The organism is Enterobacter sp. HSTU-ASh6, assembly GCF_026319105.1.
GTDB lineage: Bacteria > Pseudomonadota > Gammaproteobacteria > Enterobacterales > Enterobacteriaceae > Enterobacter > Enterobacter sichuanensis.
Window position 1 is genome coordinate 20,335 of sequence record NZ_WSPD01000015.1, and the last position, 22,222, is coordinate 42,556.

Annotated in this window: 32 protein-coding genes and 2 pseudogenes; 28 read left to right on the top strand and 6 right to left on the bottom strand. The window is 43.9% G+C overall.

Annotated features, from left to right (window positions below; genetic code table 11):
• Positions 1-82: 82 nt before the first annotated feature.
• From GM298_RS17270 to GM298_RS17385, 26 genes and pseudogenes are all read left to right on the top strand, one after another.
• The gene (locus GM298_RS17270) at positions 83-553 is read left to right on the top strand and encodes an Imm26 family immunity protein (protein WP_266154711.1); all 471 of its coding nucleotides are present in this window, start codon (positions 83-85) and stop codon (positions 551-553) included.
• A 95-nt stretch (positions 554-648) separates the two neighbouring features.
• Entirely contained in the window at positions 649-816 is a 168-nt protein-coding gene (locus tag GM298_RS17275; protein ID WP_323138638.1) for a DUF6386 family protein, read from the top strand.
• Positions 813-1,481 carry an HNH endonuclease gene (locus tag GM298_RS17280; protein ID WP_262746495.1) on the top strand — a complete coding sequence of 223 codons (669 nt, stop codon included), beginning with the start codon at positions 813-815 and terminating at the stop codon, positions 1,479-1,481. Before GM298_RS17275 ends, GM298_RS17280 begins: the two co-directional genes overlap by 4 nt.
• Before the next feature lie 83 nt (positions 1,482-1,564).
• Positions 1,565-1,735, top strand: coding sequence for a hypothetical protein (locus GM298_RS23380; protein WP_416347243.1), 171 nt, complete (start codon positions 1,565-1,567; stop codon positions 1,733-1,735).
• Positions 1,736-1,743: 8 nt separating this feature from the next.
• Entirely contained in the window at positions 1,744-1,941 is a 198-nt protein-coding gene (locus GM298_RS17285) for a hypothetical protein (protein ID WP_266154715.1), read from the top strand.
• A gap of 129 nt (positions 1,942-2,070) precedes the next feature.
• A pseudogene (locus GM298_RS17290) lies at positions 2,071-3,116 on the top strand (RHS repeat domain-containing protein); the annotation flags it as partial.
• On the top strand, positions 3,116-4,117 hold the full coding sequence (locus tag GM298_RS17295) for a hypothetical protein (RefSeq protein WP_266154717.1): 1,002 nt from the start codon (positions 3,116-3,118) through the stop codon (positions 4,115-4,117). The pseudogene GM298_RS17290 and the gene GM298_RS17295, both read left to right, overlap by 1 nt.
• A gap of 255 nt (positions 4,118-4,372) precedes the next feature.
• The gene (locus tag GM298_RS17300) at positions 4,373-4,642 is read left to right on the top strand and encodes a hypothetical protein (protein ID WP_266154718.1); all 270 of its coding nucleotides are present in this window, start codon (positions 4,373-4,375) and stop codon (positions 4,640-4,642) included.
• Positions 4,643-4,650: 8 nt separating this feature from the next.
• Positions 4,651-5,169 carry a hypothetical protein gene (locus GM298_RS17305; RefSeq protein ID WP_266154720.1) on the top strand — a complete coding sequence of 173 codons (519 nt, stop codon included), beginning with the start codon at positions 4,651-4,653 and terminating at the stop codon, positions 5,167-5,169.
• Positions 5,170-5,306: 137 nt separating this feature from the next.
• Positions 5,307-5,777, top strand: coding sequence for a hypothetical protein (locus tag GM298_RS17310; RefSeq protein ID WP_266154722.1), 471 nt, complete (start codon positions 5,307-5,309; stop codon positions 5,775-5,777).
• 92 nt (positions 5,778-5,869) lie between these two features.
• On the top strand, positions 5,870-6,298 hold the full coding sequence (locus GM298_RS17315; RefSeq protein WP_266154819.1) for a DUF6386 family protein: 429 nt from the start codon (positions 5,870-5,872) through the stop codon (positions 6,296-6,298).
• A 250-nt stretch (positions 6,299-6,548) separates the two neighbouring features.
• A pseudogene (locus GM298_RS23385) lies at positions 6,549-6,674 on the top strand (RHS protein); the annotation flags it as partial.
• 73 nt (positions 6,675-6,747) lie between these two features.
• Positions 6,748-7,104 (top strand): hypothetical protein, encoded by a 357-nt coding sequence (locus tag GM298_RS17320; protein ID WP_073961520.1) that lies wholly within the window; start codon positions 6,748-6,750, stop codon positions 7,102-7,104.
• A gap of 224 nt (positions 7,105-7,328) precedes the next feature.
• The gene (locus GM298_RS17325; protein WP_023292198.1) at positions 7,329-7,685 is read left to right on the top strand and encodes an SMI1/KNR4 family protein; all 357 of its coding nucleotides are present in this window, start codon (positions 7,329-7,331) and stop codon (positions 7,683-7,685) included.
• 130 nt (positions 7,686-7,815) lie between these two features.
• On the top strand, positions 7,816-8,241 hold the full coding sequence (locus GM298_RS17330) for a hypothetical protein (RefSeq protein WP_266154723.1): 426 nt from the start codon (positions 7,816-7,818) through the stop codon (positions 8,239-8,241).
• Positions 8,238-8,693: an immunity 26/phosphotriesterase HocA family protein gene (locus GM298_RS17335; protein WP_266154725.1), complete on the top strand. Its 456-nt coding sequence runs from the start codon at positions 8,238-8,240 to the stop codon at positions 8,691-8,693. Before GM298_RS17330 ends, GM298_RS17335 begins: the two co-directional genes overlap by 4 nt.
• Before the next feature lie 78 nt (positions 8,694-8,771).
• A complete protein-coding gene (locus tag GM298_RS17340) occupies positions 8,772-9,254 on the top strand; it encodes an SMI1/KNR4 family protein (protein WP_266154727.1) in 483 nt (160 codons plus the stop codon).
• Positions 9,255-9,318: 64 nt separating this feature from the next.
• Positions 9,319-9,639, top strand: coding sequence for a hypothetical protein (locus tag GM298_RS17345; protein ID WP_071994458.1), 321 nt, complete (start codon positions 9,319-9,321; stop codon positions 9,637-9,639).
• Positions 9,640-10,269: 630 nt separating this feature from the next.
• On the top strand, positions 10,270-10,752 hold the full coding sequence (gene comJ, locus GM298_RS17350) for a competence protein ComJ (RefSeq protein ID WP_266154729.1): 483 nt from the start codon (positions 10,270-10,272) through the stop codon (positions 10,750-10,752).
• A 411-nt stretch (positions 10,753-11,163) separates the two neighbouring features.
• Entirely contained in the window at positions 11,164-11,565 is a 402-nt protein-coding gene (locus GM298_RS17355; protein WP_266154731.1) for a hypothetical protein, read from the top strand.
• A gap of 150 nt (positions 11,566-11,715) precedes the next feature.
• Positions 11,716-11,961, top strand: a complete 246-nt coding sequence (locus GM298_RS17360) for a hypothetical protein (protein ID WP_024907057.1) — start codon at positions 11,716-11,718, stop codon at positions 11,959-11,961.
• Between the two features lie 144 nt (positions 11,962-12,105).
• Entirely contained in the window at positions 12,106-12,588 is a 483-nt protein-coding gene (locus tag GM298_RS17365) for a hypothetical protein (protein ID WP_266154736.1), read from the top strand.
• A gap of 26 nt (positions 12,589-12,614) precedes the next feature.
• Positions 12,615-13,091, top strand: a complete 477-nt coding sequence (locus tag GM298_RS17370; RefSeq protein WP_061714950.1) for a hypothetical protein — start codon at positions 12,615-12,617, stop codon at positions 13,089-13,091.
• 44 nt (positions 13,092-13,135) lie between these two features.
• Positions 13,136-13,516 (top strand): hypothetical protein, encoded by a 381-nt coding sequence (locus GM298_RS17375; protein ID WP_266154742.1) that lies wholly within the window; start codon positions 13,136-13,138, stop codon positions 13,514-13,516.
• Between the two features lie 16 nt (positions 13,517-13,532).
• Positions 13,533-13,898 (top strand): hypothetical protein, encoded by a 366-nt coding sequence (locus GM298_RS17380; RefSeq protein WP_266154744.1) that lies wholly within the window; start codon positions 13,533-13,535, stop codon positions 13,896-13,898.
• 99 nt (positions 13,899-13,997) lie between these two features.
• On the top strand, positions 13,998-14,291 hold the full coding sequence (locus tag GM298_RS17385) for a YciI family protein (RefSeq protein ID WP_266154746.1): 294 nt from the start codon (positions 13,998-14,000) through the stop codon (positions 14,289-14,291).
• 53 nt (positions 14,292-14,344) lie between these two features.
• Here the strand turns inward: GM298_RS17385 and ychF are convergent, their stop codons facing one another.
• Together ychF and pth are read right to left on the bottom strand one after the other, a co-directional pair.
• Entirely contained in the window at positions 14,345-15,436 is a 1,092-nt protein-coding gene (gene ychF, locus GM298_RS17390; protein WP_020690896.1) for a redox-regulated ATPase YchF, read from the bottom strand.
• A gap of 126 nt (positions 15,437-15,562) precedes the next feature.
• Positions 15,563-16,147, bottom strand: a complete 585-nt coding sequence (gene pth / locus GM298_RS17395) for an aminoacyl-tRNA hydrolase (protein WP_023336005.1) — start codon at positions 16,145-16,147, stop codon at positions 15,563-15,565.
• A gap of 274 nt (positions 16,148-16,421) precedes the next feature.
• Here pth and ychH point away from each other — a divergent pair, with 274 nt between their 5' ends.
• Together ychH and GM298_RS17405 are read left to right on the top strand one after the other, a co-directional pair.
• The gene (gene ychH, locus GM298_RS17400) at positions 16,422-16,697 is read left to right on the top strand and encodes a stress-induced protein YchH (RefSeq protein WP_008499505.1); all 276 of its coding nucleotides are present in this window, start codon (positions 16,422-16,424) and stop codon (positions 16,695-16,697) included.
• A gap of 121 nt (positions 16,698-16,818) precedes the next feature.
• Positions 16,819-17,877, top strand: coding sequence for a MerR family transcriptional regulator (locus GM298_RS17405; RefSeq protein ID WP_266154751.1), 1,059 nt, complete (start codon positions 16,819-16,821; stop codon positions 17,875-17,877).
• On the opposite strand, the gene dauA is transcribed toward GM298_RS17405, so the two are convergent.
• The 4 genes from dauA to lolB all read right to left on the bottom strand — a co-directional run bounded on the left by dauA (position 17,863) and on the right by lolB (position 22,217).
• Positions 17,863-19,542 carry a C4-dicarboxylic acid transporter DauA gene (gene dauA / locus GM298_RS17410; RefSeq protein ID WP_045286259.1) on the bottom strand — a complete coding sequence of 560 codons (1,680 nt, stop codon included), beginning with the start codon at positions 19,540-19,542 and terminating at the stop codon, positions 17,863-17,865. The two genes, GM298_RS17405 and dauA, sit on opposite strands and share 15 nt — an antisense overlap.
• Before the next feature lie 124 nt (positions 19,543-19,666).
• A complete protein-coding gene (gene prs / locus GM298_RS17415; protein ID WP_003856663.1) occupies positions 19,667-20,614 on the bottom strand; it encodes a ribose-phosphate diphosphokinase in 948 nt (315 codons plus the stop codon).
• Between the two features lie 125 nt (positions 20,615-20,739).
• Positions 20,740-21,609 (bottom strand): 4-(cytidine 5'-diphospho)-2-C-methyl-D-erythritol kinase, encoded by an 870-nt coding sequence (ispE, locus tag GM298_RS17420; protein WP_266154756.1) that lies wholly within the window; start codon positions 21,607-21,609, stop codon positions 20,740-20,742.
• Entirely contained in the window at positions 21,606-22,217 is a 612-nt protein-coding gene (lolB, locus tag GM298_RS17425) for a lipoprotein insertase outer membrane protein LolB (RefSeq protein ID WP_047958856.1), read from the bottom strand. Before lolB ends, ispE begins: the two co-directional genes overlap by 4 nt.
• Positions 22,218-22,222 lie beyond the last annotated feature (5 nt).

The following is a 22,222-nucleotide window of genomic DNA, read 5'->3' on the forward strand; positions in this document are numbered from 1 at the left end:
GCATAAGTCCTACAAGAAAGTTATACTCGGATGCTGTTTTGTGGGGTGGAAACTGGCTTAAAAACAATGGGATTAATGTAAAATGGCCGACAGACTTACAGTAGTGTCAGGAAATGAAAAGCAAAAAAATTGGCCAAAAGAAGGCGATGTTTTTTACTTCCAGTTAAATGATGATCGATTAGGCTATGGTATGGTCGCCCTGGGTAAAATAGATGTCGGCCCATTCAAAAATGCTATAGTTATATATATATATGACTATTTTACATCTTCGCTTCAAGAAGATGCTGTATTGGCAAAAGATAATTTGCTATTGCCACCAATTATTACTGATAATTCATGTTGGAAAAACGGTTATTTCGTAACGTTTAAAACTATCGAAACGAGCGAGGTGGATATTTTACCACAGCATTATTTTAAAAATCCTGTCAGAAATAAAATATATGATCAGCATGGAGTGCCAATTGAATCGCCGACTGAGAATATACCAGTCGGTGAAGAGTCGATTCAATTCTGTAAAAGCACTATAAAATCTATAGAAAGCTTTGTTAACTAATAGGCTAGTCCGGGGAGATATTTCCGGCCTTTGCTTACGCAATGAGAAAAATCATAAGCATACAAACAGATACTACCACTTAAGTTATTTATGATTTGATGTTATTAAAGCATAGAATAAATGAAGACGTAGATTGGTGGAGTCTTCCAGAAGATGAAGTAGAAGAGGTAAATAAAGGGAATGTATTATTTCTCAATCTTGGGGATGATGGCGCCTGTAAAGTCAATATTAAAAAAACTTCCCTAAAAACATGTTTGGAATGAGTGACGGAAAACACTTCCAGAAAGCGAACAGACAATTATATTATAAAATGAATAATGACCCATCATATAGAGCTTCCCTTGAGGAAAAATTCCCGGGAATATTTGAAAAGGTTTCACCAGGTAAGCGTGGCGCGCTCCTAAGAACAGCTCCAACAGGTTCTGGTTGGGAAACAACTTGGCATCATCATGAGCGAATTGGTGGGTTGTTACAATTGGTTGATTGGCCAGATCATAACTCAAGGCATCTGGATTATGACCCGAAAGGATATGGTGGAAGAAAAACTTGGGGGGGTCTCGATGCAGACAATTGTGAGGGTATAATGAATACATATACATCTATAGATGAATTAATAGCAAGTCTTTCTCAGTTAGAGCCTGGTGAATGGATTTATACTAATATAAATACATGGGAAGCACGGCCTGAAGGTACTCACTTCTTTTATATTCCTTGGGATTATATCCAAAGTTTGGAGAATGACGAAATATACCTTGATGAAGAGGATCTGGAAATGCCCTTAGCAGTAGAAACTTTTTCTTTGAAAGGATGGATGTTAGTCAGTTCTTTGAACTATATTGTGAAGAATAAAAATAGTGGAGGTCATGGGAATAAATGGTTTATCGATGAAGTAAATTATTATAGGGAAAATGACATATATAGAACATGATTTTAATAATGATGAGCAGTTCGCTTAATTAAGCAACCAATTCGAAATGCCTTGACAAAAGCCCACGCTCTGTCGTTTCTGGAATGCGGGGCGGAAAAGCTCCAGTAGCGCATGATACACAGTGGAGCGGGAAAAATAGATCTTATGTCATACACCAGAGAACCCCTATCCAACATGGAGGCGGGATTGATAATCAAGTAATCGTTACAACAAGATATCACCTTGACATTCAAGATCGTGCTTATCATTTTTGAGGTATAATATGCAAAGACAAGTGCTTATCGAGCTAATAAGGAAAATCCAACACAGCGAAGGGACAGAAGAAGAAGCTGATAATGACATCGACCTCCTTTGTAGAAGTGTCGCAGATCCTCAGGCAGCTAATTATATTTATTATGAGGAACTTAGCGCAGAAGAAATTGCGGATAAAATTTTAAGTTATAAACCACTTCAATTATAAGTAGTATTCGGGGGGCGTAATGAGTCCCCCATATTGAAAAAAACCATCCCAAAGCTTGGTTTTTTTTATTCAAAACAAATCAAACGTTAAACAATAAGTTCATTACGTCGCCATCTTTAACGATGTTATCTTTATCGATGGGACAACTTTACCGTCAATGCCCAGCGCCCGTCGCCGCGCCGCTGGTCCCGCCGCTGGGATTATGACTACCGTAATAACCTGGTGCGGGAAGCGCGGGACGATAATCCGTTCAGCTGGTATCGCTGGCAGTACGACAGCGCCGGGCGCCTGCTGGTTCAGGACGGCACGCTGCCCGGTCAGGAGCAGTGGCGCTGGGATGCGGCTGGTACCCCGTTAGAGGTCGCTGGAGAGAAGATTGCCCATAACCGGGTCACGCAACTGAACGGTATTCAGTGGCGTTATGACATCCACGGCCGTACCGTAGGGAAGGATAACGGCCAGATCCGCTGGCACTATCGGTACGACGGCGAACACCGCCTGACGGAGGTTATCAGCCAGCCGCGGGATCGCAACAGGCCGCAGACGCAGGTCAGCTTCCGCTACGACCCGCTGGCGCGAATTGACGGCGTGGAAGCGCCGGAGATCTTCTGGTTCCACTCCCAGCCTAACGGCACGCCGGAGTGGATGACGGATAGCGAAGGGCATGTGTGCTGGGAAGGCGTGAACAGCGCCTGGGGCAAGCTGCTGCGGGAGAGCGAGACGCAGGGATTAGGATATTCCCAGACCTGCGGATGCAGGGGCAATACCTGCATCTCGAGACAGGGCTGCGCGACAATCTGTTCCGGTATTACCACCCGGACTGCGGACGGTTTACGCAGCAGGACCCGATAGGGCTGGCGGGGGGATAAATCTTTACCTGTATGGTGCAAATAGTCTTACGCGAATAGACCTTTTAGGATTAAAACAAGAGGAAGTTATACGCTATACGAGTAAAGATGAAGCGATTGCATCAGCTTCTGAGCACGGTGGTAAAGGCGGATTGGTCCCAAATAATCGTGGTGATAAAGCCATATGGGTTAATCATGATAGCCGACCAGGATTTAACCCTGGATAAAAATATCCTTTCTCGTTTTAATGATAAAATCACTTCATTCCAGATTGAAAAGAAAGATGCTAAAGGTAATTGGAAGAAATGTGGTAAGAGGATTACGTAATGATTTTTGAAATGTTTATACATAAAATTGAACACTTCACTAATGCGAGAGCAGAGATTGAAAGTTTTGGAAAATATATCTATGTTCAGGATGAACCGGACCTTTTCCCCGTTTGTTTTAAAAAAGAAAATGGGAAGCATGTAGAGTTGAGTCGTTGGCAAACTTGCTTTCCTAAAGTTATGTTTCAGCGTGCGTTAAACAAGTTAGGCCTAAGTGAAGATGGTAAGTATGCATTTGAAGTTTTCCTTTCTCGATTAGGTTATCTATTTCAAATAGATAACCGACAGCGTATAGATAAAGATATCTTTATCTTGTTTTATATCTATCAACTGTTTTCTTTAAAAGATAACGAAGAAGATTACGCTATAAAAGCAAAAATCTTTTTTTTAAGATTTTTGTGTTTTGAAATGGGCATGGATGATGACTCTTATAATTTGCTATGCATTACTAAAGATGGGATTTGTATAAATACTTCTCAGCATGGTAATGTCTCAATATTGTCTTTGCTTGAGCAATTTTATGTGCAATTTGAAAAAAGGAAAAACTTTGAAGATATTAAGTCTATAAAACATTATCAATCATCAGTGCTGAATTTTTTGTTTGTTGCGAACAATGATATAAATCACCTGTCTTTTAATGATAAAAACTGCTACCTTTGCCATCCTGATAGTTTTATTAATACTTATGAGAAATCTAAAGAAACAATTTATAGAGCCTTGGAACAGTGTTTTGACAAGTATCAATCCACGAAGAATTTACTAATATCAAATTTCATTCTAATGAATTATTCGTATTATATTGTTAGAAATAATTTGGCTGATCTCAAAACTTTAAGAAGACATGTTTCTTCAGATATGTTTAGACAAATAATTTCCTCAATAGTGTACAGAGGTTTTTTTGTGAATGAAGACGAGATATTTAAGGTGGTTGGCAATCAATATGACATCAGCCTTGAAAAAAAAGAAGGTCGAGTACTTTTTAATTTAATATATTCGATTTAAGGCATTAATGTTAGATCACTGTCGGGGGCATTAGGTTTTGAATCTTCAAACCGCTGTAGAGCCCTCGATTCTTGAAGGCCAAACTATGGCAGGACAATAGATTTACGGTTTGCTCGTTGTAAGTTGAAAACTTGGTATCTCTCATACCGTGCCTTGGCGGATGCCTCTATTAATCGTGCGGATTATTTTCTCAACCAGAGGATACTTTATTGGAAAAAATAATTTGTTATTTCCGCCAGGTATTACGGATAATTCATGTGGGAAAAGGGTCAGTTTGTAACTTTTAAAAATATCTACATGAGCGAGGCTAATGTATTCTCCTTTAAAGTCCCTAAGCGGATGGCGGATTTAAAAGAAGAAAGTGCAATACCTCAAGTTGGTCATCGTACTAATCCGTTACATCAAGAGGGATTAATTCCTAAGCGTGTGGATCCGACAACGCCAGGTAGATCGTATGAATTACCATCAATATGGGCAGAATGGCTTGAAGAAGTAGCGATTCCAGTCTCGGGGAGTGTAAAATAGGTTATTATATGAATATTAATAAAGATGAAGAACTCCTTGTGATAATAAAGAACGAAGGAAGATTTTATTGGTTCGTGGCCTTTAAAGAAATGTGGGTTTTAGACAGAGCAAAATGGGTAGAAGATTTTGTGAGAAGTGGGATGGAAATAAACCTACAGGATATCCATAAGGAAAGATATAACATACCAGTTGTAAATGAAGAAAACGCAAAGATATTCATTGATGGTTTAATTAAAGATGCTTATTTATATAATAAGGATGATATAGCTGAGGAGTTTTATAATAGGCTTACGCAAAAAACCACCTGGTGGGATATATATGATCTAATGCCAGATTTGTTTATAGACTTTGATAATAAAAGACTATATTCCCAATATGTCGAAAGTATGCATTATCACAAATATGTTCCTGATGATTGGCAAGGTGAACTTGTAGATTTCTGCAGTGATGGATCGTTACCTCAAGATGAAATGTTTTGGATAAAAAATGAGACAGATCATAGGAGCATTGTAATCTCTAAAGGGTAAAAATATATTTCCAACATACCATTTTTTTTTAGTGTGCAATGGTAGATGCATCATGTTAATCTTTAACCATTGTGCTGAATTGTGAATGAGATGGAATTTACTATAATTTAATTCTTCTTCCGAATGGATGGGTGTAAATGATTGATTTTTATGCTGGTATTTTATCAGGGAGAGCACTAGGTAACGTGTTTTTGGGTGAAAATATAAGTAAATATATTAATGAGTTATATACCGATTTTAAGGTAAATTACTTTGATTATTTTTTGCCTGATGATGAGAAAAGGCTTGCATATATTGTAGATGACACTATCACAATCGCTACCCTTGAAGATGGAACGATCATTTCGATTGGTTGTAATGTAAGCTATAAGGGGAGGTATAATAACATATTACAAACAGGTCAAACGATGAGGCAAATAATCGACTTGACTAATAAACAACGCATTTTTAATGGTTTCATTATTATAAATGACGACTTTGGTTTTTCATTTGAGTTGCCAGCGCCTTATGATGAAATCGCAGATAGCATTGCACATGTTCCACTGGATCTCGTTCTTAATGAAATCCGTGTAGCTGATTACTCTGACTGGAATCCTCAAAAAATATAACGCTGAAATGTGAGTTGGGATTGATACTACCGATTATAACTTGACATAATAGTATTTTTAATTATTTCATAAAAGATTAAGTATTGAAAATTATGCATGCAATAATACATTTCCAAACAAATACAGCAACAATTGTGATTTATGATTTAATGTCACTAAAACATAGACTTAACGATGATGTAGATTGGTGGAGCCTTCCAGAAGATGAAGTTGAAGAAATAAATAAAGGTAATGTGTTATTTCTCAATCTTGGAGATGATGGAACCTATAAAGTCCATATTAAAAGAGATGTTGATGAATGTACCGGGTCGCTATTTTTAAACGTACCTTCTGGAAAGGTTTTCATTGGGGCGGGAGAAGATGTCACTGGCGGAGATCTTGAGCCTGACGACTCAGATGCCATTTCAGGTGAGTTTATTACTTTAGAACCTGGTAGTTACGAAGTTAAATATAAAAAGCAAGATTCAAATATTCTAATTTCCTTTGCAAAAGCAACGATTACTGAAAACTCATTAGAATAGGGAGTTTATCTTTGAATGAAAAAATAGAATAATACAAGTAGTTCATCACATAGTCATTTTAATAATTTTCTTTTTCCTTCTGCACGCACCTTGCTTGCTTTTTTGCACTTTGCTTACTCTTAACCTCAATAATCGGTTATTATATTGCGACGAATAACCCCAACCTCAGGATAGTCCCCGTAGTTGCTGACCACCCGCAGCGAGTACGACCTCCTCGGGCTTTTGCATTGTCGGGATGTTTTACCCGGCAACGAGCCGCCAGGTGCTGGGCGGACAGCCCACCTGTAAGCCGGTGACCACCTGGTTTGTCCGGGAAGGGTTCAGCCTGCTGCAGGAACTGCATGGAGACGTGCCGCTGACCTACGTCTACACTGATTTGAGAGATATAGTTTAGCGAGGTAACACAGGACTTGATGCTCATCAAGCGGGGCAAAAATGTAGGAGATAATGTGAATAAAGATGAGTTAGTTGTGAGATCATTACTTGCCGAGCTTTTAGGTGATACGCTAAATTATTATATTGATAATCTATCTGATTTATCCAAGTCAAATGGTGATGAAGATCCTTATTCGCGGGCAAGAAGTGTAATTCATAAACTATCCCCAGAAGAACAGGAGAAAATTTTCAATTTCCTTAGGTTGGTCATTGTAGATACAACTTCTACTGTTCTCGGAACAATCGATGGTTCACGTTTCCCTCCAAATATTGATGGAGATTTTAAACTTGAATATGACGGCGATGAAATACAAGGCTCCTTACAAGATGAATTAATTTCAAGATCTGAAGAGCTTGGTGTTTATAAATAAAGATTCTATCAATCTTTAACCATTGCGCTGAATATATAGAGCATTGATAAGAAAAATTGGGTTTTTATTCCATTTTTTATTATGCAATTAATGGCTGGTTAGTTTCAGGAAAGAAACAATAATTGCCCTTATTAATAATTACAACTAATTCATCAATAAATGCGAACCTAATGGAGATAATATTTATCTTAACATAGGATTTATTCATTTATAGGTAAGCCGATATGGAAAAGCAAGATTTAATTGATCAGTTAAATGAAGTTGAAAAGATTATACACACGTCTTTACCTTCTGAATATAAGCGCTTTATGATTGAGAACGTCAAAGATAGCTACTCTTATGAAATTCAACGAGCAAATGGTGGCCAGCTTTATGTTTTCAATTGTTTTGACTTGCTTGAAAGAAATAATACATACACAATTCAATCGGTGGAGCCTGACGTTTTATTGATTGGTCAAGATGGTGATTTGGGATACTTTTTGAATTTGCGTAAAGGTACTGATGAGATTTATTCTTTAGATCTTGGAGCGTTAGGAAGTCTGGACATGGATAAAGAAAGTAATAGCATATTTAGGCTATAATGTTTGATTTATTAATCATCTAGTTCAGAACATTGAAAAATCCACGTCAAATCGTGAATTTTTTTCAAAACAAATCAAATATTGAAAAGTAGTTTATCACATCGCATTTTTTAATGATATAATCTTCCCCTTGCACACCCAGCGCTGCGCCGCTGGTCCCTCTGCCTGGATTAAGATTGCCGCAATAACCTGGTGTGGGAAGAGCGGGACGATAACCCTTCACGATGAAAAGAATATTATCTATGGAGGACGTGGGGAAGCTCCAGCTCGTTTGGATAGCCATGCGAATACACCGGGTAAATCACATTTGCAACAGTTGATTATATTTGATAATAATTTGACCAAAGCGGAAATTAAATTCCTGGTACAAAGGATTATGGTTCTTAATGGTGGAGCTAAGTCAGTGATCTCCTTAAAAAATCTCATAAATAAAATCAGATCATTTAGTCCTTATAACCTAAATGCTAGCACATATGATATTGCGGGTCATAACAGTGATTGGGGTGGAAAAGTATTGAAAGATGCGTTATCAATTCTGAAAGGTAATAGCTTATGAAAGTAAAATACAAAGAGGGTGACATCTTTGTCATTCCGATGAGTAATGGGAAATTTGCGATTTGCCAGATTGTATTTGCTCCAAAAGAAAAGTTTAAGCAAGCAATAGGTTTCTGCATTTTATCATTACAGAATACGGAGGAGCTTGAAGATAACAGTTCACTGAGACCTTTATCTTTTGAAAAGTTTGGCAAAGAGATGAAGGTTGTTTTCACTGGCAATCAGAATATTAGCAAAGGCATTTGGAAAATTATTGGCCACGCTAATCTTACTGAAGAAAAAAAAGAATTAAAAATATTTAATTATGCTGGCGGCTTATATGATGGAGAGGACGAAATCAGGCGTTTATCTGTTGCTGAATATCCAAATTACACAACAATGGGGGTTTCAGGCTTTGAGCTTGTCGACAATGTTCTGATAAATACTGATCATCAGGGGAGGCGGGCTTCCTAAGCTAATTTTCATACAGCAACAGCTCATAAACACCTTAAATAAATTCGCGATTTTTTTGATCATCTGGCCAAATAATATATGAATCATTTCAGTAACTGTGAAAAAAAGATTGGACGTGCAGATATTGCTAAAAATGAAGAAGAATTATCTATTATTCTTCCTGATGATTTCATTTCACATTATCTGCAATTTAATGGTGGCACTCCTGAGAAAAGTTGGTGGGCCGATGATGAAGATTTTGAACCAGTAGAGGTGGCTGGGTTTAAACCGTTTATTTATAATAGTCAGACAAATGATGACCCTAGATCTTTAATTGATGGTTGCTATGTCAGCATGTTGGATAGGCAAGTGATCCCAAAAAACCTTTTTCCCTTCGCAAATGATTGGGGAGGGAATTTCTTCTGTCTGGATTTAGATAATTACTCAATTGTATACTTTGCTACAGATTCTTTTGATGAGTATTTGACTATGCAAGAGAATCACATAAAACTTCAAAGATACCTGACAAATTCATTTTCCATCTTTGTTAATGGATTGGTAAAAGAAGAAGATCTTTCCTAAGAAGCCATTGAATGTTAGCAATATATTCACTACAATTAATAAGGGTAAATGTAAATTGAATAAGATGCCAGATAATTCAATTGTTGTTATTGATGTGGCTGGGACTAGTATAAAAATACGTGTTTTGGGAAGTGGTTTAATTAAAAAAATGCAGGCGATAGGTTTTTCATTAAAAGATGAGTTTATGGTTATACCTGTAATTGACGAACAGAATAAACAAAGAATAATAAGACTGTTAGTTGACGAAGGTGCTCTTTTTTTATTTGGACATGGTTGGTATCCATCTGAAGTAATAGAGTATTATAAAGAACAAAACATCAAATTTGGTAAATATAAAATTATTTACTGGAGTAATAGAAATACATACCATATAGAGGAAAGATAATCCCTCATAAAATAAATCCTGGAGAGCACTAATCAACCATTTTGATAATCTTCAAAGTACAGGAAGAAAAAATACTTTTGTTTTACTGGCTGAAGGCGTTTTTTTACTTAAAATTGAAAAAGTCAAAGGAAGTGAATGTTGTCTGTAGCTTCACAGTTCATACCCTGAATACGACCAGGGTAGTATTCAACAGCTGCATGCTGAAAATAGAGTTATTAATTACGACAAGATTGATATTTTCTCAGAGGAACTATGATAAATTTGCAATCTTATAATGAAGCATTGGATTTTCTGGAATTATTTTTTCAAAAATATATTCTTGATTATAATTGCCTCCAGGATATGCAATCTATTTTAGAGGGTTGTCGAAAAGAAAAAACAGTTTCTATTCGATCTATAGACTCATGCTTTATGGTATATAGACGAAAGACTCAAGATTATAGAGTCCTTGCTCATGAGGAACAGGAGATATGGAGGCAGTTGTTCAATATATGGCAATAAATTTTTATAAGCAAAACTGGCAAGAGATGACGGATATCAAAGAGCAGTAACTGTGGTGCAGGGTGTAATATTGGTAACGTTTTTATCAGAGCAGTCAGGTGTAACGAGAATAAAAATCGAGGTAAGGTAATGAACAATAAAAACATACAAATAGTTAATCTACTGATTTCGCATAGTCAAATATTGTTACGATCCCGAGACTATGATGAGAAACTGAGTCAGTGGGGGAAAGGAAATATTTCACAAGGTGCTGTACTTCATAAGGATTATGTAATATTTGATCCATTGCCAGATGATGCATTTGGCGCAAACGTGAATATTAAAGTAGAACAATCTTTCAATTTAGATGATAATTCTCAGCGCTGCATCGTTGTGCCATTTTTTGTTACGGAACAACATAAATTACAAATAGCTTCAGCAACTGAAAAATTTGATTTAAGCTTAGGATTAAATGATAAAATTTATTCACTGTTTTATGAAGTTTGTGAAGGAGATGAAATTTATTATAATTTCACGCTCGTACCGACAAAAGAAACTGTTGCAGCTAAGTTTTTGCTAGACGATCCCTGGGGTGGAATAAAAAACCATCCTCTTAAAGAAGGTATTTTTTAAATTTAAAACTAACCAAAGAAAATTAATTTATAAAGAATCAGACGTAAAGAAGGCGATCATTATGTCGCCATCTTTAACGATGCAATTTTTCCCTTCCGCACGCAGGGCTGTTGAGCGCACGCGATGAATTCTACCGTCTCGATCGCTCATTGCCGCGTATTGACGGCGATGATGCACCGGCAGGGTTGCACGACAATCAGTTTCGGTATTTTTTGAACTGGCCGATTACACTGAGGTACAGAAATGAAGAGAGATGACAGCGCGGTCGCGTGGATCAGATATAGACACTGCACTTTCAATAGACTCCTTCACAAGGTGATTCGTGGTCGTGGGAGTCTTCTTTTGATGCATGAAGGAACATGAAATCATTCTGAAAGGACTTCTAAGAGGCTACATTGAGGCGATTTTACCATGATAAATGATGACCTTATTGAGTATGCGCGAGAAAAAATACCGGATGAAAATAGTTCTTCTCTAAATAAAAAGAATAATATTCAATGTGCATCATTTATAAACAATACTCAAGATGAGTTGCGAATAATGAAAGCGCATAAAAATAATACAAAACTTACAGGATTGAAGGTAGAAGGTCTTGATGAATTAATTATTGCTCTTGAAAGCTATGATGAAGAAACTGTCTTAGTAATTAATATCCGAACTAAGTCCTTTTCCTTTAAAATTTATTCAGATAAAAACAATACTCTACTGGGTGTTATAATCCTTAAATTAAAAAAGAAAACCAACGAAGAAATTCGATTTGGGCGAGATGTTCTTGGCATTACGACTCCTCCTCCTGACATAGAAAATGATTAGTTTTTATTGCTTAAACTGGTGTACAAACCAACCAGAATCTCCATGCGCTTGCATACATGACTCCTTTGTTAAATGGAAACACAGTTTTAGGCGCAACCAAAAGTTGGATGTGCTAAAATAAATGGAAATAAGAGCTCAGAGAAGCCTGTCATGAATTACGATTCATATAACGAAGTACTCGATTACCTCATTGTTTTTTTCAACGAAAGAGTGAATTCTTCAATTTATTTAGAAAAAATAATGACTTTGATTGAAGGATCTCGCTCAGAAAAAACGGTGATGATAAGAGCTATTTATGAAACATACATGCAGTATGTAAAACAAAATAAAGATGGCATAAAAGTTATCGCTGGGGAAAAAGAAATGTGGATTGACTTATTGCACCATTGGCAATAAGACTTTATTGCTATGTGGATATTATTGTAAATGTTATAACAAATGTGATTTTACACGGAAAATTATCGTCATATGGTTGTTATCATGTTAAGTAGACTATATCATTAAGATCTTGTTAGACAGTCAAAAGTAAAGCAGGGGAACATGATTGAATTCAATTTAAATCCGATTGCCGGTGATCTGACATTTGATGATCTTCCTTTGGGAATTGATACTGAAGAAGGATTTTGTAAGAGTGGATTATACCACGAATTAATCAAGCGAAAAGCTGTAAATAAAACCATGCCGAATCACTACCTTGTTGACTCAGTAGCGTTTTTCGACAAAGAATTTCAAGTTACTATACGCCCGTTGTGCTATGGTTTTCCTTTTATGCTTCATCTTGTTGATAAAAACAGTCAGTATTATAACGCATTAAATGACTGGAATGCGCGAGCTAATATTCACATGCTAAATGAATCAGTGAAAAGCTTATCTGATTGGCTAAAAGAATCACTCAATCTGGACACGCCTGATACCATGGAAACAGACATGATTAGGTGGCGCTTTGAATGGGGGCGGGTTTCTGTCTCATATGAGATAAAATCATTTAATCACGGGATATATTTAACCTGGAATATAATGTAGTCACTTCCAGACAAGGTGGTTTAGATATGTTAGAAATGAATTTTGATGTTAATAGTGGCTTTGTGGCTATTAACAATTACCCCCTCGAGTTAAAGGATGTTGAGACTTTTAAAAACTCCGAATTTTACATGTTATTCTCTCCGTTGAATACAATAGGCTCTTATTATTTCTCTATTGATAATATCGATTGGAAAGATCAAACTTTCATATTAGAACTGAGGCCTTCTGTGTTTTCTTTTTCTCCTTGCATATTCCTTACCAGTAAGAATGGGAATTTTTATAAAACTTTATGGGATTGGGATAAAAGAGCCAATTTGCGTAATTTATCTGAAGAAGAACAGCGCTTGACAGCATGGGTTGATAGTGAAATAACCTCACGCCCTAAACTTAAAATTAGTACGCCTCCATATGGAACTCAGTGGCATCATGAGTGGGGAAGCATTATTGTACAGTCTAATGAGAAAAGCTTCGACTGTGGAATTTATATCGAATGGAATGTTTGACTGAATGACATTATTGATTAATAAAAATTAAAAGGTTATAAAAAATGAGAATAACTAATCGACTGAAAAAGAAGGTACTAGTCCTGGATGGCATAGATAATGACTTTTTAGATTCTGGCGCAGAAATAGCATGCCCTGAATGCGAGGGAGTAATAATCTATTCTATCGTAAACTCATATGAATTTGACTCGCTCTCTGAAGAGGTAAAAAACTTTTTGGTTAAGAAAATGAGAGGTGTAAAGTTTGTTAGTGAACATAAGAAGTATATCTACGATGAAAGCCAATTATATGTTTCGAAAAACACATGTTCAAAGTGTGTAAAGGAGTTTTCTACTATATTAACGTATAAAGAAGTGCAGCCAGCCCGATACCGGGTATATCTTGTGGGGCTTTTTGAAGGTGATTTGAAACAGATCGAACTTTAAACGTTGAGGTTTACCGATGATTGAAAATCTCATTTGTATTAAAGAAAATGACCTGCTTCAGTGGGCGTGTGGTGAAAGTAACATACTGGTTAGTATGCCATTTTTAGACTCTGCAATGGTCGACTCAACACGCCAGTTAGTCTTTGCGTTAAGCGAGCCAAAGCCACTACCAACCGTTTTGACCATCTTCAATGCGCAGGGTGAAAAACTATTTTGGTCTGCACCTCCTGAAGGCGCATTTTTCTATTACTTAACTTTCAACCTGTCAAAGGAAGTGGTTGTGGTCTGTAGCTATGCGGAAAAGCAAAACGGCTGGCATGATTGGTTTTATTCCTGGGAGATGAAGCGTAACGCTTTGTCTCGATCGGGCCCTGCGTATTAACATCAAAAGCGCCAAAAAACGATAACAATAATCGGTGGCAAAAGAGGGCTGCATAAGCAGTTCCAACAAGCAGTTTAAAACAGAGCTAAGAGGCAAAGGATGAGCACGGTTTATATTGTCATTTTAACCTATATCAAACCACTCGAAGAGATTGACGCAGCAATATCTGCGCATGTCGAGTGGCTAAAAAAAGGGTATGCAGAGGGAATTTTCCTCGCATCCGGAAGACGGGTGCCGAGAAACGGTGGGGTCATTCTCGCGAAATGTGAGAGTCTTGCCTCTCTTGAAGAGCGATTACGCGAGGATCCTTTTCAGAGGTTAAAGCTTGCGACGGCTGAAATCATTCCTTTTGAACCCAGCATGAAAACAGAACTCTTAGACAATGTGTTTTGACCCCGCAATAAAAAAACCACGCCAGGGCGTGGTTTTTTTTCATTCAAGACGACTCAGACGTTGAACAGGAAGTTCATCACATCGCCATCTTTAACGATGTATTCTTTCCCTTCCGCACGCATCTTGCCGGCTTCCTTCGCGCCTTGCTCACCCTTGTAGGTGATGAAATCTTCAAACGCGATGGTCTGCGCACGAATAAAGCCTTTCTCGAAGTCGGTGTGGATTTTACCCGCAGCCTGAGGCGCAGTTGCACCCACTGGAATGGTCCAGGCACGCACTTCTTTCACGCCAGCGGTGAAGTAGGTCTGCAGGTTGAGCAGGGCATAACCAGCACGGATAACGCGATTCAGCCCGGGCTCTTCCAGGCCCAGTTCTGCCATAAACTCATCACGCTCTTCGTCATCCAGTTCGGCGATATCGGCTTCTACTGCGGCACAAACCGGAACCACGACAGAACCTTCTTTCTCGGCGATAGCACGCACCTGATCGAGGTACGGGTTATTTTCAAAACCGTCTTCGTTCACGTTGGCAATGTACATGGTTGGCTTCAGCGTCAGGAAGCTCAGGTAGCGGATGAGCTCTTTCTCGTCTTTGCTCAGATCCAGAGAACGCAGCATGCCCGCGTTTTCCAGCTGTGGCAGACATTTTTCCAGCACCGCCAACTCGGCTTTGGCATCTTTATCGCCACCTTTGGCTTTCTTGGAGATACGGTGGATCGCACGCTCGCAGGTATCAAGATCCGACAGCGCCAGCTCGGTGTTGATGACATCAATATCTTCAGCCGGGTTTACTTTACCCGCTACGTGAATGATGTTGTCGTTCTCGAAGCAGCGTACAACGTGGCCGATCGCTTCGGTCTCACGGATGTTGGTCAGGAACTGGTTACCCAGGCCTTCACCTTTGGATGCGCCTTTTACCAGGCCCGCGATGTCCACGAACTCCATGGTGGTCGGCAGAATACGCTGCGGCTTCACGATTTCCGCGAGCTGATCCAGGCGCGGGTCAGGCATTGGCACAACGCCAGTGTTAGGTTCGATGGTACAGAACGGGAAGTTCGCCGCTTCGATACCCGCTTTGGTAAGCGCGTTAAACAGGGTGGATTTGCCCACGTTTGGCAGACCGACGATACCGCATTTGAATCCCATTTCTAAATCACCTTAATATCTTGATAATCAATCCGTTAACGATAACCGATTGATGAAAAGTAAATAACTACGCCTATTATACACGTAACCCGCATCACGCGCGGTAAAAAAGCCGTACTGGATGGATTATTGCGCTTTAAAAGCGTGCAAGCGGTTTGTCGCTTTGGTTAAGCCATCTTTCAGCCAGATTTCGGTGCAGCGCGCCGCTTCGTCTACCGCCTCGTCTATCAGTTTCTGCTCTGAAACCGGGGGCTTACCTAGCACAAAACCGACAACTTTGTTTTTATCGCCCGGATGGCCGATTCCCACGCGTAAACGGTGGAAATTCGGGTTATTGCCCAGCTTGCTGATGATGTCTTTCAGACCGTTGTGACCGCCGTGCCCGCCGCCCAGCTTGAATTTCGCTACGCCTGGCGGAAGATCCAGCTCATCGTGGGCCACCAGAATCTCATCCGGATTAATACGATAAAACGTTGCCATCGCTGCCACCGCTTTACCGCTCAGGTTCATAAAGGTGGTGGGCACCAGTAAGCGAACATCCGCGCCTGCGAGGTTGATACGTGAGGTATACCCGAAGAATTTAGGTTCTTCACGCAGGGGTGCACGTAACCGCTCGGCCAGCAGATCGACGTACCATGCTCCGGCATTGTGGCGGGTCGCCGCATACTCTGCGCCGGGGTTGGCGAGGCCGACAATCAGTTTAATCGTCACGATTCAATTCCTAATGGGTTCCAGATCTGGCGCGTAGTTTACTGTCTGGCGCGCCGCTTGACAAAATTCTGCGATCGTCTCAGCGAAATACGAATAATTTCTTATTTGAACAATTAGAATTTCAAGCTGTTCAAAGCCTTATTTGTAAACTTTTGTTTGGGAGTTATCTGTAATTGTGATCATTCACGCAACTCATAAAAGGGGCGTTGTCTATACTTTACACACAAGGATTAGGGGGTTTTCCCCTGACAACCCAAAGTTCCGGAGGTGACATATGAAACGCAAAAACGCTTCGCTACTCGGTAACGTGCTGATGGGTTTGGGGCTGTTTGTGATGGTTGTCGGCGTAGGTTATTCAATATTAAACCAGCTGCCGCAGCTTGATCTCCCGCAATACTTCGCGCATGGCGCGGTTCTGAGCATCTTCCTCGGTGCGGTATTGTGGCTCGCCGGGGCACGCGTGAGCGGCCATGAGGAAGTGTGCGATAAATACTGGTGGGTGCGCCATTACGATAAACGCTGCCGTCGCGACCAGCATAAGCACAGCTAGTGCCAGGACGAAAGAACACCGAAACGACTCCCCAGGGAGTCGTTTTTTTTTGCATCAAGGGTTGACCCTCACGTAACGTAAGGCACCAGAGTGGCGGCACTGGCAAAGAAAAGGAGCAGTTATGTTGATTCAGGTGGGTGAGCTGGCGAAGCGGGCCGGCATCACCGTGCGAACATTGCACCACTATGAGCAAACAGGGGTGTTGCTGCCTTCTGCCAGAAGCGCGGCAGGTTACCGGCTTTATAACCTGGCGGATGTCCAGCGTCTGCACATGATTCAGGCGCTGGCAAAAGCGGGGCTGGAACTTGCTGAAATCAGGGATTTTCTGGAACAAAAGTCGCTGTCGTTAACGGAACTCCTCGATGCGCAAATCAGCCTGCTGGATAAGCAGTTGCGCAGCATACACACGCTGCGTGAACGGCTGGTGGATTTGCGTACCGGGCTTACCGCCGATGAGACGCCCGATCTGGAATCCTGGCTACAGACTCTGGAGTTAATGAATATGTACGATCGCTGGTTTACGAAAGAAGAGTTACAGCAGCTGCCGTTTGCCCTGCAGAAGGATGCGCTGGCGGCTATCTGGTCGGGGCTGGTTGCAGAGGTCAATACCCTGCTGGAACAGCACATACCCGTTACAGACCCGCGGGCGATGGACCTGGCCACGCGCTGGATGGAACGCCTGGAGCAGGACACGGCAGGCAAGCCGGAGTTTCTGACCCGGCTGAACGAAATGCACAGCGCAGAGCCGCAGATGCAGGCGCAAACCGGCATCACGCCGGAGATGACCGACTATATTACGCGGGCGTTTGCCGAGTCGAAGCTCATTATCTGGGAGAACTATCTCTCTGCCGAAGAGATGGCGTTTACCCGGGCACATTACTTTGACCGCATGATGGAGTGGCCGCCGCTGGTGGCGAAACTGCATCAGGCGCAGCAGGAAAACCTCGACCCCGCCTCTGACGATGCGCAAAAGCTTGCCGAAAACTGGCTGGCGCTGTTCCAGTCGTACGCGGGCGCGAACCCGGAGACGCAGCAAAAGTTTCGCGTGGCCATGCAGCAGGAGCCGCATCTGATGAAGGGAACATGGATGACGCCTGCCGTGCTTGAATGGCTCCAGCAGGCGATTGGGGTGATGATGCAGAGACGCTTCTCTGCATCAGGGGGCTCACAGATCCGCTAACGCGGCATCACGATTAGGGTAGAAGGCAAGGCGGCCAGGGATCGGCTGCACCCCCGCCCGCGCCATGGTGCGCAGAGGCTGGAACTCAAGATTACTTACCCGCAGTTCACAGCCTTCCGGCAGACGTTTCACAAAACGCTGGAAGGCGTCCAGCCCGCCCGCATCCAGCACCGGCACGGCATCCCATTTCAGGACCACTATCCGCTTGCCCGCAATGCGGGACTCCAGATCGCTGAACAGACCTTCCGCCGCGGCGAAGAACAACGGACCAATCACGCGCAGAACCAGCACATCATCTGGCACCTCCACGTTAACCGGGGAGAGGCGCGTCATCTGCGCAATACGGCGCATAAACAGCAGGGAAGCGAGCACGATCCCGACGCTGATGGCAATGACCATATCGAACAGCACGGTCAGCGACATGCAGATCAGCATGACGATGATGTCGTCTTTCGGGGCGCGGCGCAGCAGGTTTACCACCTTATGCGCCTCACTCATGTTCCAGGCCACCATCAGCAGCAGGGCGGCCATGGCGGAAAGCGGCAGCCAGGAGAGCAGCGGAGCGAGGATCAGCAGGGCTAAGATCACCAGCACAGAGTGGATTACCGCTGAAACCGGCGAGGTGGCCCCGGCGCGCACGTTGGCCGCAGAACGGGCGATGGCCGCGGTGGCCGTAATGCCGCCAAAGAACGGTGCGATGAGGTTGCCTAACCCCTGGCCGACCAGCTCGCTGTTGGCTTTGTGCTTGGTGCCAGTCATGCCGTCGAGCACGACGGCACAGAGCAGAGATTCAATCGCCCCGAGCATTGCCATGGAGAAGGCCGCAGGAAGCAGCGCGCGCAGGGAATCCCAGCTTAAGGTAAAGCTGGAGCCGGGCATGTCCCACGGCAGCACCAGCTGCGGTAACAGTTGCGGTATGCCGCTACCCTGTGAACCGTCCGCCAGAACATAGTGGAACTGCGAGCCAATGGTGGCGACATGGCCGCCGAACATATTCACGACAGCCATCACCGCGCAGCCCAGCAGCAGCGCGGGCAGATGGCCCGGCAGACGAATGCCCAGACGAGGCCAGACGATCAGCGTACCCAGCGTCACAATCCCGATGGCGGCGTCGCCCAGGTTGGCAGTTGGCAGCGCCATAAACAGCGCCCCCACTTTTTGCAGGTAGTGTTCAGGAACGTGAGCCATCTGCAGGCCCAGGAAATCCTTGATTTGCATCGTTCCGATGGTGATACCGATCCCGGAGGTGAACCCCAGCGTAACGGAAAGGGGAATGTACTCTATCAGGCGGCCAAAGCGGGCCAGGCCAAACAGAATTAAAAAGAGCCCGGACATCAGGGTGGCGACAAGCAGGCCTGCCAGACCAAACTGCTGTGAAACGGGGTAGAGGATCACCACAAAAGCGGCAGTCGGGCCGGAAACGCTGAAACGTGAACCGCCGGTCAGAGCAATGACGATCCCGGCAACGGCTGAGGTGTACAGACCGTACTGCGGCGCAACGCCGCTACCAATCGCCAGCGCCATCGCCAGCGGGATGGCGATAATGCCGACGGTGATCCCGGCAATCAGGTCACGCACAAAACGTGATGAGGTGTACTTCTCTTTCCAGCAGGCGTCGATGAGGGCGCGAAAGGGCAGAACATGTGAGGAAGTTACGTTTTTCACAATTATCTATCATCCGTATGCGCATCATCTGTCATGTGAATGGCAGGTGAAGGAGGCATTAATCATACAAATAAAACCCAGAGACAAAAAAACCCGCCGCAGCGGGTTTTTTGGCCGTGTCCGATTAGTGTTCGAACATTGCAGAGATGGATTCTTCGTTGCTGATACGACGAATCGCTTCGGCCAGCATCCCGGACAGGGTCAGGGTACGCACGTTTGGCAGTGCCTTGATCTCGTCGCTCAGTGGGATGGTATCGCATACCACCACTTCGTCAATAACGGAGTTGCGCAGGTTGTTCACCGCATTGCCGGAGAAGATCGGATGGGTCGCGTAAGCGAACACGCGCTTGGCACCACGCTCTTTCAGCGCTTCAGCAGCTTTACACAGCGTACCGCCGGTATCGATCATGTCGTCAACCAGTACGCAGTCACGGCCAGCCACGTCACCGATGATGTGCATCACCTGAGAAACGTTAGCGCGCGGACGGCGTTTGTCGATGATCGCCATGTCGGTATCGTTCAGCAGCTTAGCGATAGCACGAGCGCGTACCACGCCGCCGATGTCCGGAGAAACCACGATTGGGTTGTCCAGGTTCAGCTGCAGCATGTCTTCCAGCAGAATTGGGCTGCCGAATACGTTATCAACCGGGACGTCGAAGAAGCCCTGGATCTGCTCTGCGTGCAGGTCAACGGTCAGTACGCGGTCAACGCCAACGCTGGACAGGAAGTCAGCGACAACTTTAGCGGTGATTGGCACACGCGCAGAACGAACGCGACGGTCCTGACGGGCATAGCCGAAGTAAGGGATTACAGCAGTGATACGGCCTGCTGAAGCACGACGCAGGGCGTCGACCATAACAACCAGTTCCATCAGGTTGTCGTTTGTTGGAGCACAGGTGGACTGGATGATGAAAATATCACCACCGCGTACATTTTCGTTGATTTGTACGCTGACTTCGCCGTCGCTAAAGCGACCTACGGCGGCGTCGCCGAGGGAAGTGTACAGGCGGTTGGCAATACGTTGTGCTAGTTCCGGGGTGGCGTTACCAGCAAAAAGCTTCATATCAGGCACGAGAAGAACCTCAGGCATGCGTCCAGTGGTGGATAGCGTTCGCCGTAAACTGTGCGGGCCAGGCAAAGGCTATCCAGGCGGTGTATTAAAGAGCGCGATGCAACGTCTGGAACAGGGTGACGTTGTCACCGAAACTCAGTCTGCGCCAGAATGGCGTGCTGTAGGGGGGAGGTGTTCATCCCGCGCGCTACAAAACCATGCAGCCAAACCGGCGCTTGCTCAAGCACCTGACGAGCGGCGGATTCGGTGTCAAATTCAGCAAAGACACAGGCCCCTGTACCAGTCAGGCGCGACGGCGCGTATTCTAACAGCCAGGAAAGCACCGCATCAACCTCGCGAAAACGTTTTCTTGCGATATCCTCGCAATCGTTGCTGAATTCACAATTTAATAACGTTTCTATTGACCGCACCGGGGTATTTCTTTTCAGGTCAGGATCTTTAAAGATGACCGGGGTCGGAATGCTCACCCCAGGGTGGGCAACCAGGTACCATTTTTCCGGCGGTTCAACCGGAGAGAGGATCTCACCCACGCCCTCGGCAAACGCCGCATGCCCGCGCACAAACACCGGGACATCTGCGCCCAGCGTCAAACCTAAGGCCGCCAGTTCGTCCTGCGACAGCCCGCAACCCCAGAGATGGTTCAGCGCAACCAGCACGGTGGCAGCGTTAGAGGAGCCTCCGCCCAGCCCGCCGCCCATTGGCAGACGCTTCTCGATACGGATGTCCGCACCGCTACCCGCCGGCAGGCGACCGGATTGCGCCGCGGCGTTCATCAACAGACGTCCAGCGCGCACAATCAGGTTGTCCTCATGTGCCACGCCGTCGACCGGCGTCAGGAGGCAAATTTGTCCGTCCTGGCGCGGTTCAATGGAGATCGTGTCGCCATAGTCAATGAACTGAAACAGCGTCTGCAGGGTGTGATACCCGTCAGCGCGCTGGCCGGTAATGTATAAAAACAGGTTCAGTTTTGCCGGAGAGGGCCAGTGGGTCATCATTTAACGATCCAGTTATCCATCTTCAGCTTGATGCGCTGGCTGCCCTGAGTCAGCTCCATGTTGGATGGCAGCGCCGGTTTACTCTTACTGTCATAGTCGTTGTACACCACTTTCCAGGTTTTGCCGTTCTGGGTGTAATTGACCTGGCTCAGACGGTATTGATCGTCAAGCGTGTAGTCGGTCGCCTCACCCGGCAGGCCAAGGATCCACTGGCGCAGGCTGTTGAGCGGAATAGGCATTCCCGTCAGTTTGCCAATCATCTCTTCGGCATCGGTCGCGGTGTAGTGCTGGCCTTTGTTATCGGTGATCTGCGCTTCGCCCGGTTTGGCAATAAGCTCCAGTTCGGTACTGCCCAGCGGGTTCAGCAGCAGCAGGCGATAGTTGTCCTGGCCGGTCTGCTGCCAGAAGAAGCGCGCATAAACTTTTTGTTCGTCAGAGAGATAAGCGAAGGCGCCGCGGGTCTGGTACTGGCTCAAATTACGGACATCCTGCTGGTGCTGACGCCACTGCGGTGAATCAGGGCTTTTGCCCGGGCCTTTTGGTTGGGTGACGGTACATGCGGTCAGAACCAGTGCCGCCAGCGGCAGCAGGCGAATCAGTCGGGTCATAATGA